This is a genomic window from Micromonospora sp. WMMB482 (genome assembly GCF_019038635.1).
GTDB lineage: Bacteria > Actinomycetota > Actinomycetes > Mycobacteriales > Micromonosporaceae > Micromonospora > Micromonospora marina.
Window position 1 is genome coordinate 561,524 of sequence record NZ_JAHOPD010000020.1, and the last position, 15,265, is coordinate 576,788.

The following is a 15,265-nucleotide window of genomic DNA, read 5'->3' on the forward strand; positions in this document are numbered from 1 at the left end:
AAGATATGAGCATGCGGATCCTCATGGCCGGCGCGTCCGGTTTCCTCGGCACCCGACTGGTCGACCGCCTCACCGGCGACGGCCACCAGGTCACCCGCCTGGTCCGCCGCCCGCCACGCACCCCCGCCGAACGGCAGTGGAACCCGTCCGCCGCGCAGCTCGACCCGCAGTGCGTCGCCGACGCCGACGCGGTGGTGAACCTGGCCGGCGCGGGCGTGGGCGACAAGCGCTGGAACGACGAGTACCGGAAGCTGATCCGGACCAGCCGGGTGGACAGCACCACCACGCTCGCCATCACGATCGCCGGCCTGCCCGCCGCCGACCGGCCGACGGTGCTGCTGAACTCCTCCGCCGTCGGCTGGTACGGCAACACCGGCGACCGGGCGGTCACCGAGGAGGCACCTGCGGGTGAGGGGTTCCTCGCCGACGTCTGCCGGGTCTGGGAGGCCGCGACCCGGCCGGCCGAGGACGCCGGGGTACGGGTGGTGCGGCTGCGTACCGGCCTGCCGCTGCACCGCGACGGCGGCCTGCTCAAGCCGCAACTGCTGCCGTTCCGGCTCGGCGTCGGCGGCAAGCTGGGCAGCGGGCGGCAGTGGCTGCCGTGGATCTCGATGCGGGACTGGCTCGACGCCGCGACGTTCCTGCTGGCCCGCGGCGACGTGGCCGGCCCGGTGAACGTGGTCGGCCCGGCGCCGGTCACCAACGCCGAGTTCACCCGGGAACTGGCCCGGCAGCTGCACCGCCTGGCGATCATGCCGATTCCGGCGGTGGCGCTGAAGGTGGCGCTCGGCGGTTTCGCGCAGGAGGCGCTCACCAGCGCGCGGGTGCTGCCCGGTGTGCTCGGCAGGGCGGGCTTCTCCTGGACGCACCCGGAGCTGCCCGGCGCGTTGCGCGCCGCCCTCGCCGAGTGACCCGGCGAGGGCGGCGCGGCGTGGCGGATCAGCAGCCGATCACCCAGTACGCGGGTCCGGTCTGCTTCAGCGTGCTCGTGTAGAAGGTGTTGTAGAGGCCCATCCGCTGCCCGCTGCCGAGCGCGTAGGCGTATCCGCCGGACTGGTAGGCCCGCCCGGCCACGACGTGCGCGTAGTTGCTGGCGGTGACGCAGACCGGCGCGCTGGTCGGCGTGGGCGTGGGCGAAGGCGTGGGCGACGCGGTCGGCTTGGGCGACGCGGTCGCCGTCGGGGTCGGGCTGGGCGAGGAGCCGCCACCGCCGAGCCCGAAGAAGACCGCGTCCCGGTACGTCGAACAGATGGTGTCCAGGAAGTACGCCCCGGCGGCGCCGCACTGGTCCGCGCCGGAACCCGGGTCGACGGGGGTGCCGTGACCCATCCCGGAGACCCGGTAGAGGCGGACCTGGTCGCTGCCGTACACCTCCAGGCTCGTGCCGGCGGGCAGCGTGGACGTGCTGGTCGGGGTGGCCGAGACACCCAGCACGTTCGTCCACTGGTCCCGCGACTCGACGGCGTTCGCGGTGGCCACAGTGGTGTCGCTGGTGCCGTGCCAGATCGCCACCCGGGGGCGCTTGCCGGAGTAGCCGGAGTACGCGCCGCGGACCAGGTCGCCCCACTGCGCCGGGGTCTTGTTCACGCCCGGGTTCATGCAGCTGAACGCGTTGATCATGCTGGTGGCGCAGCGGTACGGGATGCCGGCGATGATCGAGCCGGCGGCGAAGACGTCCGGGTACGTCGCGAGCATGGTGGCGCTCATCGCGCCCCCGGCGGAGAGACCGCTGACGTAGACGCGGGCACCGTCGGTGCCGTAGGTGTTCTTGGCGTAGTCGACCATCTGCTTGATCGACAGCGCCTCGCCCTGGCCGCGCGCGGTGTCGCCGGTCTCGAACCAGTTGAAGCAGGAGTTGGCGTTGTTGCCGCTGGGCTGCTGCGGCGCGATGAGCGTGAACTTCCACTGGTCGGCGTACTTCTGCCAGCCGGAGTTGGCGACGTACGTCGAGGCGTTCTGCACGCAGCCGTGCAGCAGCACCACGGCGGGCGCACCGGCGGGCAGGCCGTCCGGGCGGTACGCGTACATGGCCAGGTTGCCGGGGTTGGAGCCGAACCCGGTGACCTGGGTCAGTGAGGCGGCCTGGGCGGGAAGGGCGGCGACCAGCGCGGTGGCCGCGGCCAGCACGACCCCGGCCGCCGCCCCGGCGACGCGGGCGATGAGGGATGAGGAGCGGGGCACGGGGGACCTCCCGATCGTGGAATGTGAACTGAGTCACCTCCGAGTTGCCGAGACGTTACGGCTGTGTTTCGTCACACCGGAATGGCCGCCACTCACACATTCACGGCCACCGAAGTGTGCGGCGAGTTCCGTGTCCGGGCGGTCTGCCCAGGTCCGGTTGGTAACGTCCGCTGCGTGCCCTCCTCCCCGTCCCCGGCCGCCGGCCCGGCGCCGGCGCGCGTCCGCGACCGGCGCGCCGACCTGCTGGTCACGCTCGCCGCACTGACCCTGGCCCTCTGGGTGACGAGTGGCATGTGGCGGGATCCGAACAGCCGCGCGATCACCGTCAACTCCAGCGACCAGGCGCTGTTCGAGTGGCTGCTGGCGTTCGGCGGGCACGCTCTGACCCACGGACAGAACCCGCTGTACACCACGTTGATCAACGTCCCGGACGGGGTGAACCTCGCGGTCAACACCTCGATCACCGTGTACGCGGCGGTCTTCGCGCCGCTGACGTACCTGATCGGGCCGCCCGCGACGTTCCTGGTGATCCTCACGCTCAACCTGGCCGCGACGGCGGTGGCCTGGTACTGGCTGCTCAGCCGGCACCTGGTGCGCAGCCGGCTGGCCGCCGGCGTGGGCGCGCTGTTCATCGCCTTCTGCCCGGCGATGGTGTCGCACGCGAACGCGCACCTGAACTGGACCGCCGGCTGGCTGGTGCCGCTGCTGGTCTGGGGCGTGTTCCGGCTTCGCCGTCCGGGCCGGGCGGTCACCGGCGGGATCGTGCTCGGCCTGCTGGTCGCGGTCGCCTTCTCGATCGCCGCCGAGGGGCTCTTCTTCACCGCGCTGGCGCTCGGCGTGTTCCTCGTGGCGTGGGCGCTGCACCCGGCCCGCCGGTCCGAGGTACGTGCCGCGCTGCCCCGGCTGGCCGCCGGGCTCGGCGTGACCGCGCTCGTCGCCGGGGCGCTGCTGGCGTACCCGTTGTGGCTGCACTTCCTCGGACCGCAACGATTCCACGGCACCGGATTCGACCCGCTGATCCACTCCGAGGACATCGCCGCGTACGGGTCGTACCCGCGCCGGTCGCTGGCCGGCTGGGCCGGGTGGGGCACCTCGCTGGCGCCCAACCCGACCGAGGAGAACTCGTTCTTCGGCGTACCGCTGCTCGTGCTCGCCGTCGCCTGCTTCGCGCTGCTGTGGTGGCGCGCGGACCGGGCGTTCCGGGCCACGCTGGCCGCGCTCGGGGTGACCGCCGTGGTCTTCGCGGTGCTGTCCTGGGGGCCGACGGTGAAGTGGAACGGCCGCCGCCTCGACCAGACGCTGCCGTTCGGGGTGCTGGACAACCTGCCGGTGATCAACGCGGCACTGCCGTCCCGGCTGGCGCTCGTCGTCGCGCCGGTCATCGGCCTGCTGCTGGCGTACGCGATCGACACGCTGCGCGCCCGGCCGCCACGGCACCGGGTGGGCGGGCTCGCCTGGACGCTCGGCTTCGTCGTCGCGCTGCTGCCGCTGGTGCCCACCCCGCTGCTGACCAGCGTCCGGGAACCGATCCCGGTGTTCATCACCAGCGGCGCCTGGCAGCGCTACGTCCCGCCCGACGGGGTGCTGACCCCGCTGCCGCTGACCGTTGACGTCTACCCGGACGGGCAGCGGTGGCAGGCGTACGCGCTCGCCCACCGGCAGGGTGAGTTCCGCATCCCGGCCGGCTTCTTCCTCGGGCCGGGCGGGCCGGAGGGCCGGGGCCGGATCGGCCCGGTGCCACGCACCTTCGACTCGCTGATGGACCAGGCCGGAAAGACCGGGCTGGTGCCGATCATCACCGACGGCAGCATTCAGCAGTCCCGGGCGGACCTGCGCTACTGGGGGGTACGGGCGGTCGTGCTGCCGGACCGGGTGCACGGCGCCAAGTACGACGTCGACGAGGAGGCGCTGCGGCGCACCGCCACCGCGCTGCTCGGCCCGCCCGAGCGGGTGGAGGACGTCTGGCTGTGGCGGGTGCCGGACTGATCGTCGCCGCGGCGCGATGGCGACGAGGCTCACGGGCCCGGTTCCCGGAGGGCGGGACTAGGCTGGACGGGTGAGCGTGACGACTTCCGGGCTGACCGCCGTCCGCGCCGGCCTGCTCGACTACCAGGCCGCCTGGGACGAGCAGCGCCGGCTGCACGAGGCGGTGGTGGCCGGCGAGCAGGGCGACACGGTGCTGCTGCTGGAGCACCCCAGCGTCTACACCGCCGGCAAGCGCACCGAGCCGTGGGACCGGCCGATGGACGGCACCCCGGTGGTGGACGTGGACCGCGGCGGGAAGATCACCTGGCACGGTCCCGGGCAGCTGGTCGGCTACCCGATCGTCCGGCTGCCCGACCCGGTCGACGTGGTGGCGTACGTCCGGCGCACCGAGCAGCTGCTGATCGACGTCTGCGCCGAGTTCGGTCTGGCCGCCGGCCGGGTCGAGGGGCGCAGCGGCGTGTGGGTGCCGGAGGACGACAGGGGGCCGGCCCGCAAGGTGGCCGCCATCGGCATCCGGGTGGCCCGCGGGGTCACGCTGCACGGCTTCTCCGTCAACTGCGACTGCGACCTGGGTTTCTTCGACCGGATCGTGCCCTGCGGCATCCGCGACGCCGGGGTCACCTCGCTGAGCGCCGAGCTGGGCCGGCCGATCACCGTCGCCGACGTGCTGCCCGTGGTCGAGCGGCACCTGCCGACGCTGACGCGGGTCTGAGCCAGGTGCGGCTCGACCTGGTCACGCTCGTCGTGGCCGAGTACGACCCGGCCATCGCGTTCTTCACCGAGGTGCTCGGCTTCGAGCTGGCCGAGGACAAGCCCTCGCTGACCAACGACGGCCGGCCCAAGCGCTGGGTGGTCGTACGCCCGCCGGACGGCGGCACCGGCCTGCTGCTGGCCCGGGCGGACGGGGAGCACCAGGCCGGCGCGGTGGGCGACCAGACCCACGGCCGGGTGGGCTTCTTCCTCCAGGTCGACGACTTCGAGGCGGTGTACCGGCGGATGCTCGACGCGGGCGTCGAGTTCGTCCGGCCGGCCCGCACCGAGCCGTACGGCCGGGTCGCGGTGTTCCGCGACATCGCCGGAAACCCCTGGGACCTACTCGGCGCGGCCTGACCGCTCCCCTTCCCCTCGTGTCCTCGCCCACCCTTCTCCTCGCCGCCGCCTGGTCCATCCGCGTGCCCCCGCCCCCGCCCACCGCGCATCCGCTCGGTGCGCAGCGGCCGTCCGGCCCGGATCGCCGCCGGCCCAGGACCACGACCACCCACCCCACCCTCGGTCACGGCGAGTGACAAGGCACGCATCCGCGGCAGATAACCTCGCGCCGACTTTGCTCTGCAGCCGGATCCGCAACGGTCACGCTCGGTCGACCGTTGCGCTCTTGGCTGCAGAGCAAAGTGCGGAGACACCCTTCCGTCCCTCCCGGGGGCGTTTCGCCATAACCCCAGCTCAACGCAATCCACCGGCACCCAGGGCATCCCAGCCCTCCCGGATCCATCCTCACCGAGCGTGGCCGCGGGGCTGAGCAACCTCTCATAACTCTCGGCGACCAGAACGAGCCGCTCCCGGAGGACGCCACAACTCCAAGATCGCCGCACCACGCGGCCGGCTCCCGGCTCTCGGCTCGGAGAGATCTTGGAACCAAACGGCCCCTGTATGGGCCTTTTCCTGCCAAGATCTCCACGAATCCCACACAACGGAATGCCTGTCTTGCGATACAGACGGTGAGGGCCTCAAGTGCAAGATCGCGGGACCGGCAGAGCAGGCCCGCCACCGGGGCCGGCGCGGAGCAAGCCGCGCAGCCGTCAGGGCGTGAGGCGGTGCAGGTCGCGCGGGAAGGCGGTCACCTCCCGGACGTTCGCCGCGCCGACCAGCCGCGCGACGAACCGCTCCAGCCCGATCGCGAAACCGCCGTGCGGTGGCATGCCGTGCCGGAACGCGTCCACGTACCCGGCGTACGGCTCCACCGGCTCGCCCCGCGCCGCCAGGGCGGCCAGGTAGTCGGCGTGCCGGTGCAGCCGCTGCCCGCCGGTCACCAGCTCCACGCCCCGGAACAGCAGGTCGAAACCGTTCGAGTACGCGGGCCGGGCCGGGTCCGGATGGGTGTAGAAGGGGCGCTTCGCCATCGGGTACCCGGTGACGAAGAGGAAGTCGCTGCCGTACTCGCGGAGTGCCCACTCCCCCAGCGCCCGCTCGTGCCCCGGCGCCAGGTCGGGTTCGTCGGGCGGCGCTCCGGCGATCTTCAGCGCCTCGGTGAAGTGCACCGCCGGGATCTCGGCCGGCACCGCCGGCACCGTCACGCCGAGCGTGGCCAGCGCGCCGCCGGCCCGGTCGCCGACGGTCGCCACCATCCCGGCCAGGGTGTCCCGCAGCACCGCCATCACGTCCCGGTGGTCGGCCACGAACCCCAGCTCGACGTCGAGCGACGTGTACTGGGCCAGGTGGCGCACCGTGTCGTGCGGCTCGGCACGGAACACCGGCCCCACCTCGTAGACCCGTTCGAAGACGCCGACCATGAGCTGCTTGTAGAACTGCGGCGACTGGGCCAGGTAGGCGGGCCGCCCGAACCAGTCCAGCGCGAACACGTTCGCGCCGCTCTCGGTGGAGGAGGCGACCACCTTCGGCGTGTGCACCTCGACGAAGCCCTGCCCGTCGAGCGTGGCCCGGAAGCCGGACACGGCCGCCGCCGAGATCCGCAGCGCGGCGGATCGGCTCGGGTGCCGCAACGCGGTCGGCGCGTGGTCGAGCTGGGTGGGCAGGGTGGCGGCGAGCACCGGCCGGTACAGGTCGAACGGAGGCGGGACGGCGGGCGGCCCGAGCGGACGTACCGTCGGCTCGACGACCTCGACCCCGGCGGGCGCGGCGGGGTTCGCGACCACGGTGCCGACCACCTCGACGACCGTCTCCTCGGTGAGCGTCTCGATCTGCTCCCGCACGGCGGGCGCGGCCACCACCACCTGGGCGAGCCCGGCGGCGTCGCGGAGGATCAGGAAGGCCACCGACTTGAGCAGCCGGCGGCGGTGGACCCAACCGGCGAGCCGCACGGTGGCGCCCACGTGGGCGGGGAGTTGGGTGGACAGGATGCGTTGCACGACGACTACCTCCTTGACCAATCGCAACGCGATCCCCAGGGAGGTGTGGGCGAGCGGGAACCTCGCGGTGCCACCACACCTTCGCCCCCGCCGAAGCGGGAGCCTCGTTCGTCGCCTTTTCTCCGGGGCCAGCCGGGCGGGCTCTACTGGGCGCGACGCGCCGTTCTTCCCGCAGCTCGGGAGGGTCTTCGCGGGCCGGCGCCAGACCGCCTCGCAGCAACCGGCGGCTCTCTCGACTGGCGGATCGGCCCGTTACTCGGCTCCGTCACAGCTCTGCCCGGCACGCTAGCACCGCACCCGCCACGCTGTGACCGGGTTTTTTCGCCCCTGGTGTCCGGTGTCACAGCGATTCCGGCGTGACGGCCGTCGCCCGCCGTTCATCGACCGGCGCCGACCGGCGTACGCTCGGTTTTGTGACGATCGAGCAATCCGCGCCGACGACTGAGCAGCCTGCGCGCCCCGCGACGGTCGCCCCGGAGGGGCGGCGCATGCTGCGGATCGAGGCACGCAACGCCGAGACGCCGATCGAGCGCAAGCCGCCGTGGATCAAGGTGAAGGCCAAGATGGGCCCGGAGTACACCCAGTTGCGCGGGCTCGTCTCGCGCGAAGGGCTGCACACCGTGTGCCAGGAGGCCGGGTGCCCCAACATCTACGAGTGCTGGGAGGACCGGGAGGCCACCTTCCTCATCGGTGGTGACCAGTGCACCCGGCGCTGCGACTTCTGCCAGATCGACACCGGCAAGCCGGCCGAGTTCGACGCCGACGAGCCGCGGCGCGTCGCCGAGTCGGTCGCGGCGATGGGTCTGCGTTACGCGACCATCACCGGTGTCGCCCGCGACGACCTGCCCGACGGCGGGGCCTGGCTCTACGCCGAGACGGTCCGGCAGATCCACGCGCTGCAGTCCGGCTGTGGTGTCGAGCTGCTGATCCCCGACTTCAACGCCGTACCCGAGCAGCTCGCCGAGGTCTTCGGCTCGCGGCCCGAGGTGCTGGCGCACAACGTGGAGACCGTGCCGCGCATCTTCAAGCGGATCCGCCCGGCGTTCCGCTACGAGCGTTCGCTTGACGTGATCCGCCAGGCGCGGGCCGACGGCCTGGTCACCAAGAGCAACCTGATCCTCGGCATGGGCGAGGAGCGCGCCGAGGTGTCCCAGGCGCTGCGCGACCTGCACGAGGCGGGCTGCGAGCTGATCACCATCACGCAGTACCTGCGGCCCTCCCCCCGGCACCACCCGGTGACCCGCTGGGTCAAGCCGGAGGAGTTCGTCGAGCTGCGCGACGAGGCCGAGGAGATCGGCTTCGCGGGCGTGATGAGCGGCCCGCTGGTCCGCTCGTCGTACCGGGCGGGCCGGCTCTACCAGCAGGCGCTCGCCGCCCGCGAGCAGGTCGCCGTCGCCGGCTGAGGCCCGCCGGCCGCCGCGTCACCCACCGTCGGCCACCCGCCGGATGCCATGATCACAGGCATGACCGCCGGGGTACGCGAGGAGCCACGCGAGACAGCGCGCCCTCGTACGCCCCGGCGGCTGCCGTTGCCGGCACTGCTCGCCCTGCTCGTCGGGTTCGCCGGAGTGGGCTACCGGCTGGCGCTGCTGTTCGCCGACGTTCCGCCCACGAACAGCGACGAGGCGACGATGGGGCTGGCCGCCCTGCACATCGCCCGGGGCGACGGCTTCCCGGTGTGGTTCTACGGCCAGGCGTACATGGGCACGCTGGAGGCGTACCTGGCCGCGCCGCTGGTCGCGCTGGCCGGGCCGTCGGTGCTCGTGCTGCGGCTGCCCACACTGGCGCTGTACGCGTTGTTCCTGCTGCTGTCCTGGCGGCTGACCCGGCGGCTCGGCGGCGACCGCTGGTACGCCCTGCTCGTCGTCGCCGTGCTGGCGCTCGGCTCGGACCGGGTGGTGAAGAACCAGCTGATCGCCGGTGGCGGCTATCCGGAGCTGAACCCGGCCGGTGCGGCGCTGGCGCTGCTGACGGCCGGGCTCTGCGTGACCGGGGCGAGTGCGCGGCTGCCCCGCTGGGCGGCCTGGGGCCTGATCTCCGGGGTGCTGCTCTGGGTGGACCCGCTGATCCTGCCGTACGTGCTGACGCTCGGCGCGCTGCTGGTGGCCCGGCGGGGCCGGGAACTGGCCGGGCGGGCCGGGGTGGTGCTGACCGGGGCGCTGCTGCTGGGCGCGGCGCCGATGCTCGTGGACAGCATCCGGCACGGCCGCAACCCGGCGACCGCGGTGCTGGCGGCCGGTGGCTCGGACGCGCCGGCGGACTGGTCGGACCGGCTGCACGGCGCGCTGGTCCTCGGTCCGTCGCTGGCGACGGGTTTCTGCTCGCCCGGCCGGTGTGCCACCTGGCAGCTCTGGTGGGCTGTCGCGTTCCCGGTGCTGCTGGTGCTCGCCGCGCTCACCGCGTGGCACACCCTGCGCCGGCCTTCCGGCGGTCCGGGCTCGGCGGAGCGGGTGTCGGCCGGGGTGCGGCTGGCGCTGCTCGGCGGCGCGGCCGGGATCCTCGCCGCGTACGCGGTGAGCAACGCGGCCGGGCAGACGCCGATCGAGAGCAGCCGTTACCTGTCGTGCCTGGCGGTAGCCGTGCCGGCCCTGCTCTGGCCACTGTGGCAGGCCGCCCGCCCGCTCGCCGCCCGCCGGCTGACGGGGCGTCGCCAGTTCGCCGAGGTGGCGGCATCGGACCGACCCGCCGAACGCCAGTTCGCCGAGGTGGCGGCATCGGAGGAGGGCGGATACCGCCATCCCCCCGAAGTGGAGTCGATCAAGGAGACGGGCGGGAGGAGGGCCCGGATGGCGGGGGTCGGGGCGCTGGCGGTTCTCGCGGGGGTGCTCGGCACCGGGGTGGCGGCCACTGTGGACGTGGTGCGGACCGCGCCCGCCGTGCACGCCGAGGCCGACCGGCACCGGTCGCTCGTGGACACGCTCGGCGCGCTCGACGTGCGGAACGTCCGCGGCGGCTACTGGACGTGCAACCGGCTCACCTACGCGACCGGCGAGAACGTGGTCTGCGCCGTGGTCGACGACGACCTGAGCCCCGGTTTCGACAGGCTGCCCGCGTACCGGCGGGAGGTGGCCGCCGACCCGGACGCGGCGTGGGTGGCACCGGTCGGCTCGCCGCTGGCCGCGCGGCTGGACGAGCGCGTCGGCGCCGAATCGGGGGCGCTCGACGTCGTCGCGGTGGCCGGCTGGCGGATCTACCTGCCGCGCCGCTGACCCGGACCCGGCGCGGTCACCGGCCGGCGCGGACCGGACCGGCGCGGACCGGCGCGCTACCGGGCGCGACGCTGGGCCGGGGCGGGTGACGGCCGGCCGAGCAGGCCGAGGCGGTGGGCCAGCGCGGCCGCCTCCACCCGGTTGGTCACGTCGAGCTTGGCGATGATCCGCGACACGTGCACGCTCGCCGTCTTCGGCGAGATGAACAGGCGCTCGGCGATCCGGCTGTTGCTGTGCCCCTCGGCGACCAGCCGCAGCACCTCCTGCTCCCGGCTGGTCAGCAGGTCCGGCCCGGGTCGCCCGGTGCCCCGCAGCCCGACCCGGCGGGCCAGCGTCGCCGCCTGCTCGGCCAACGGGGTGGCGCCCAGCCGGGCGGCCAACTCGGCCGTCTCCCGTACCGCGGCGGCCACGTCGTCCCGCTCACCCACCGCCGCGGCTGCCTCGGCCAGCCCGAGCAGCGCCCGGCCCAACGGGTACGGCTGTCCGGCCGCCCGCCACGCCGCCACGGCCACCCGCCACGCGGTGAGCGCGCCGGCGGTCGGCGCCACGCCGCCCAGGATCGCGGTGACGTGTGCGGCGTGGGCCTGCTCGGCCGGGTGCCGGGCGGGCAGCGCGGCGGCCACCGTGGACACCTCGGCGGCCAGCGTCGCGTCCCCGGTCAGCGCGGCGGTACGCGCGAGCGCGTTCAGCACCGGCCAGCCCTCGCGGGGCAGGTCGGTCAGGTGCGCGTCGGCCAGGGCGGCGCGGGCCGCGCGTACCGCCTCCGGCTTGTCGTCGGCGGCGAGCGCGGCCTCCACGCGCAGCTCGTGCAGCGGCAGCCGGTGGTTCGGCCAGAGGTAGGGCCGGCCCAGGAACGCCAGCGCCCGCCCGACGACCTCGTCGGCGGCGGGATGGGCGCGGGCCAGGTGGAGCCCGGCGCGCAGCTGCAGCCAGTGCAGCCCGGACACACCGGGCGGGTCGATGCGGGCCGCCTCGGCGCAGGTGGCGTCCGCCTCGTCCCAGCGGCCCAGCGCGATCAGCGCCTCGGCCCGGTTCGACAGCAGGTACGCCCCGATCGAGCGGCTGATGCCGACCCGGCGCGCCTCGCTCACCCCGGCCGCGGCGGCCTGTTCGGACTCGTCGTAGCGGCCCAGCTCGTAGAGCACGTCGGAGAGGAAGACCAGCGCGCTGACCAGGGCCCAGGAGTCGCCCGCGGCGCGGGCCCGCGCCTCGACCCCGCGCAGCTCGGCCAGCCCGCGCTCCGGGGTGCCGTCGAGGCGGTGCAGCAGGGCGATCCGGGTGGGCAGCAGCACCAAATCGGTGCCGACCTCGGACGCGCCGGCCGCGGCCTCGGCGGCGACCGAGGCGGCCTCCCGGGGATCGACCTTCATCAGGTGCGACGCGATGTCGGCGAGCACGCCGAGGCGTTCCGGGCCGTGCGGCGCGGCGGCCGCCAGCCGGTACGCCTCGCGCAGCTCCGGCGCGCCGTCGCTCTTGCCGAGCAGCGCGAACAGCCGGCCCCGCTGGTCGAGCAGGCGGGCGGCGCGCAGCGGTTCGGCGTCGGAGTCGACCTCGGCCAGCGCGGCCCGGGTGAGCGTCAGCGCCCGGCTGAGGTCTCCGGCGGTGACCGCCGCGGTGAGCGTGTCCTCCAGTACCCGCAGGTGGTCCACGCCGAGCCGGTCGGCGGCGTCGGGCACCTGCTCCCACAGTTCGAGGACGCGCTCCAGCAGCCGGCTCTGCTCGGCGTACGCGCACCGTTCGGCCGCCGCCTCGGCGGCGGACCGGGCCGCGGTGAGCGCGCGCGGGTGGTCGTGCGCCGCGTACCAGTGGTGGGCGATCTCGGCCGGCGCGCGACCGGCGGCGACCAGGTGCGGTTGGGCCTCGATCGCGGCGGCGTAGCGGGCGTGCAGCCGCGCGTGCTCGCCGGGCAGCAGGTCGTCGTGCACGGCCTCGCGGACCAGCGCGTGCCGGAACTCGTAGTCGCCGTCCGGGTCGGCCACCACGAGCTGACCGGCGACGGCGGCGCGCAGCGCGTCCTCCAGCTCGGCCTCGGGCAGGCCGGCCACCTCGGCGAGCAGCTGGTGGGCGAACCGGGTACCCCCGGCGGCGGCGATCCGCAGCACCCGCTGGGCCGGCTCGGGCAGCCGGTCGACGCGGGCCAGCAGCAGGTCGCGCAGCGTCTCCGGGATGGCCGCGCAGCCGACCGGGCCACCGGCGGCGGTCAGCTCCTCGATGAAGAACGGATTGCCCTGGGTGCGTTCGTGCACGTCGTCCACGGTCCGGGCGTACTGCTCGGTGCCGAGCAGGTCGGCCAGCACGGCGGCGGTGCCGTCGCGGTCGAGGCGGCCCAGCTCGATCCGGTCCACACCGCGGACCCGGTCCAGTTCGGCGAGGAACGGCCGCAGCGGGTGCCCGCGGTGCAGCTCGTCGGTGCGGTAGGTGCAGACGACGAGCAGGCGGGTGGCGCGGGCGGCCCGCACCACGAAGCCGATCAGATCGCGGGTGGACCGGTCGGCCCAGTGCAGATCCTCGATCACCAGCACCAGCGGGCGTTCCTCGGCGAGCCGCCGGAACAGGTCGGCGACCAGGTCGAACAGGTAACCGCGCGGGGTGTCGGCGAGGGCCGGCCCGGCGGGCGCGGCGACACCTGCGGGCATCCGGGCCAGTTCCGGCAGCAGTCGGGCGAACTCCGACTCGTAGCCGGCGAAGGCGGCCGGCCCGTCGTGGCGCAGCACGTCGCGCAGCGCGGCGGCGAACGGGGCGAACGGCAGGCCGGCCTCGCCCAGTTCCAGGCACTGACCGACGAGCAGCCGCGCGCCGGCGGCGTCCACCTGCGTGCCGAACTCCTCCAGCAGCCGGGTCTTGCCGACACCCGCCTCGCCGCCGACGAGCACCGTCGCCGGCTCGCCGGACCGGGATCGGGCCAGCGCGTCGCCGAGCGCGGTCAGCTCACGCCGGCGGCCGACGAGGACGGTGCTGGCGGCGCGTACGGTCACGCCGTCGAGCATGCCACGGCCCCCCGACGGCCCGGCCGGGCCGATCGGACCGCGGAAGGCCGCCGGTCCGGCCGCCCCCGTGACGGCCGGACCGGCGAACTTCCCCACGGCACCGGCAGCGCCCACGAACCCGACGACGGCCGTCACCGGCGGGCGTCGGTGGTGCGGGCGCTGCGCTGTCGGCGGCCGAGCCAGCCGCGCGGGTGCCGGCGGGGCAGCGACCGGGCGAGCCGGTCCTGCGCGGCGTCGGCCTGCAACTCGGAGGCGTGGCTGCGGTGGATGCTGAGGATGAAGTCCGCGTCGTTGCCGAACATCTCGGTCTCCCTCGTCGTGCGGTGTCGTTCCCTGTCGAGATCGACTCTCCGCGCGAAGGTGCCCCCGGGGCATGGGTACGCCGCCTGATCTTCGGCCCCTCCGCCTCCTTACCGGTGGGCCGGTTCGGCCCGGTACGGCGGTAAGGTACTCAGCCCCGGCGGAAGGGGCGGCCACGGATCAACGCGATGCGCGCCGACCACTAGACTCTGCGGTATGGCAAAGCCCCAGGAGAAGGTCTCGTTCGGCCAGCGGCTGAAGCAGATCGGGATGGTGTTCCGGTTCACCGCCAAGCAGGACAAGTGGTTCGCGCCGCTGACCGCCGCGGCGGTACTGATCCCGCTCGCGCTCACCGTGGTCGCGGTGATCGCCTGGGGCTGGATCTGGCTGCCGATCGGCATCCTGCTCGCCCTGCTCGCCGTGCTGATCGTGCTCAACCTGCGCTCCAACAAGGCGATGATGAACGCCGCCGAGGGGCAGCCGGGCGCGGCGGCGCAGATCATGGAGAGCATGCGCGGCGACTGGCGGGTCACTCCGGCGGTCAGCTCCACCACCCAGATGGACATGGTGCACCTGGTGGTGGGCCGGCAGGGCGTGATCCTGCTGGCCGAGGGCAACCCGCAGCGCGTCCGCGGCCTGCTCGGCCAGGAGAAGCGCCGCCTGGCGAAGGTGATCGGCACGGCTCCGCTGCACGACTACGTGATCGGGCAGGGCGAGGGTGAGCTGCCGGTCCGCAAGCTGCGGATGACGCTGATGCGGCTGCCGCGTGCCCTGTCCCCGAAGGACGTCAACGCCCTCGACAAGCGGCTCAAGGCGCTCACCGCGCGGCCGCAGATGCCCAAGGGCGCGATCCCGAAGAACATGCGGCCGGCGCGTGGCGCGTTCCGGCAGACCCGGGGTCGCTGACCTCCGGCGTACGCGGAAGGGAGCCGGTCCCGTGCGGGGCCGGCTCCTTCTTCGTGCGGGTCAGCGGCGCGGGGCGTCGGTGACGACCGACCCGGCGAGCCGGTCGTGCAGGCCGCGCCGGTGCTCGTCCATGAGCAGGGCCGGCACCACGAGGGCCAGCAGGAGGCCGCGCAGCAGTCCCCGGAGCAGCCCGATCCGGCCGCCGTCGGCCCAGGACACGCAGCGCAGCCGGGTCAGGTACATGCCGGGGGTCTGGGCGAACAGGCCGATGAAGAAGCCGTACTCCAGGATCAGCACCAGGACCGGCGGCCAGCCGTCGCGGACCGGGTCGGAGAAGGCCCGGGCGACCATCAGGCACAGCACCCAGTCGATGATCAGGGCGCCGAAGCGGCGGCCGAGGCTGGGCGGGGTGAAGGCGGGGTCGGTGGCGGGCGGCACCGGCGTGGCGGCGGTATCGGTCACAGCGGCCAGGGTAGCGCCGCCGCGACTCCTGGCGAAAAATACGACATACAGCATCAGAGCGTGCCGGGATGACGCTCCGCAAGCGACGTAACACGGCGGAAACAGACGAGACACGGCCGGGCAACCCCCCGGCCATAGCGTCGCCAGT

12 protein-coding genes are annotated in these 15,265 nt (G+C 74.1%); 7 read left to right on the plus strand and 5 right to left on the minus strand.

The features are described from left to right. Positions 1-11: 11 nt before the first annotated feature. Positions 12-911 carry a TIGR01777 family oxidoreductase gene (locus KSK32_RS03400; RefSeq protein WP_216928380.1) on the plus strand — a complete coding sequence of 300 codons (900 nt, stop codon included), beginning with the start codon at positions 12-14 and terminating at the stop codon, positions 909-911. Positions 912-939: 28 nt separating this feature from the next. Here KSK32_RS03400 and KSK32_RS03405 read toward each other — a convergent pair whose 3' ends face one another. Further along, positions 940-2,181: a PHB depolymerase family esterase gene (locus KSK32_RS03405; RefSeq protein WP_216928381.1), complete on the minus strand. Its 1,242-nt coding sequence runs from the start codon at positions 2,179-2,181 to the stop codon at positions 940-942. 174 nt (positions 2,182-2,355) lie between these two features. Between KSK32_RS03405 and KSK32_RS03410 the strand changes: the two genes are divergently transcribed. The 3 genes from KSK32_RS03410 (at position 2,356) to KSK32_RS03420 (ending at position 5,277) form a co-directional block, all read left to right on the plus strand. Then, positions 2,356-4,167: a DUF2079 domain-containing protein gene (locus KSK32_RS03410; protein WP_216928382.1), complete on the plus strand. Its 1,812-nt coding sequence runs from the start codon at positions 2,356-2,358 to the stop codon at positions 4,165-4,167. A 70-nt stretch (positions 4,168-4,237) separates the two neighbouring features. Next, positions 4,238-4,879 (plus strand): lipoyl(octanoyl) transferase LipB, encoded by a 642-nt coding sequence (gene lipB / locus KSK32_RS03415; protein ID WP_216928383.1) that lies wholly within the window; start codon positions 4,238-4,240, stop codon positions 4,877-4,879. Between the two features lie 5 nt (positions 4,880-4,884). Next, entirely contained in the window at positions 4,885-5,277 is a 393-nt protein-coding gene (locus tag KSK32_RS03420; protein ID WP_216928384.1) for a VOC family protein, read from the plus strand. Positions 5,278-5,966: 689 nt separating this feature from the next. Here the strand turns inward: KSK32_RS03420 and aspS are convergent. Then, entirely contained in the window at positions 5,967-7,253 is a 1,287-nt protein-coding gene (aspS, locus tag KSK32_RS03425; protein ID WP_216928385.1) for an aspartate--tRNA(Asn) ligase, read from the minus strand. 356 nt (positions 7,254-7,609) lie between these two features. Here aspS and lipA point away from each other — a divergent pair, with 356 nt between their 5' ends. Further along, entirely contained in the window at positions 7,610-8,656 is a 1,047-nt protein-coding gene (lipA, locus tag KSK32_RS03430) for a lipoyl synthase (protein ID WP_216928387.1), read from the plus strand. Positions 8,657-8,716: 60 nt separating this feature from the next. Beyond that, a complete protein-coding gene (locus KSK32_RS03435; protein ID WP_254186927.1) occupies positions 8,717-10,462 on the plus strand; it encodes a DUF423 domain-containing protein in 1,746 nt (581 codons plus the stop codon). A 56-nt stretch (positions 10,463-10,518) separates the two neighbouring features. Here KSK32_RS03435 and KSK32_RS03440 read toward each other — a convergent pair whose 3' ends face one another. Then, the gene (locus tag KSK32_RS03440) at positions 10,519-13,437 is read right to left on the minus strand and encodes a helix-turn-helix transcriptional regulator (RefSeq protein ID WP_289256486.1); all 2,919 of its coding nucleotides are present in this window, start codon (positions 13,435-13,437) and stop codon (positions 10,519-10,521) included. A gap of 143 nt (positions 13,438-13,580) precedes the next feature. Beyond that, positions 13,581-13,751: a hypothetical protein gene (locus tag KSK32_RS03445; protein WP_216928394.1), complete on the minus strand. Its 171-nt coding sequence runs from the start codon at positions 13,749-13,751 to the stop codon at positions 13,581-13,583. 214 nt (positions 13,752-13,965) lie between these two features. Here KSK32_RS03445 and KSK32_RS03450 point away from each other — a divergent pair, with 214 nt between their 5' ends. After that, a complete protein-coding gene (locus KSK32_RS03450; protein WP_013287747.1) occupies positions 13,966-14,655 on the plus strand; it encodes a DUF4191 domain-containing protein in 690 nt (229 codons plus the stop codon). Between the two features lie 60 nt (positions 14,656-14,715). On the opposite strand, the gene KSK32_RS03455 is transcribed toward KSK32_RS03450, so the two are convergent. Then, positions 14,716-15,171 (minus strand): RDD family protein, encoded by a 456-nt coding sequence (locus tag KSK32_RS03455; protein ID WP_254186928.1) that lies wholly within the window; start codon positions 15,169-15,171, stop codon positions 14,716-14,718. Positions 15,172-15,265 lie beyond the last annotated feature (94 nt).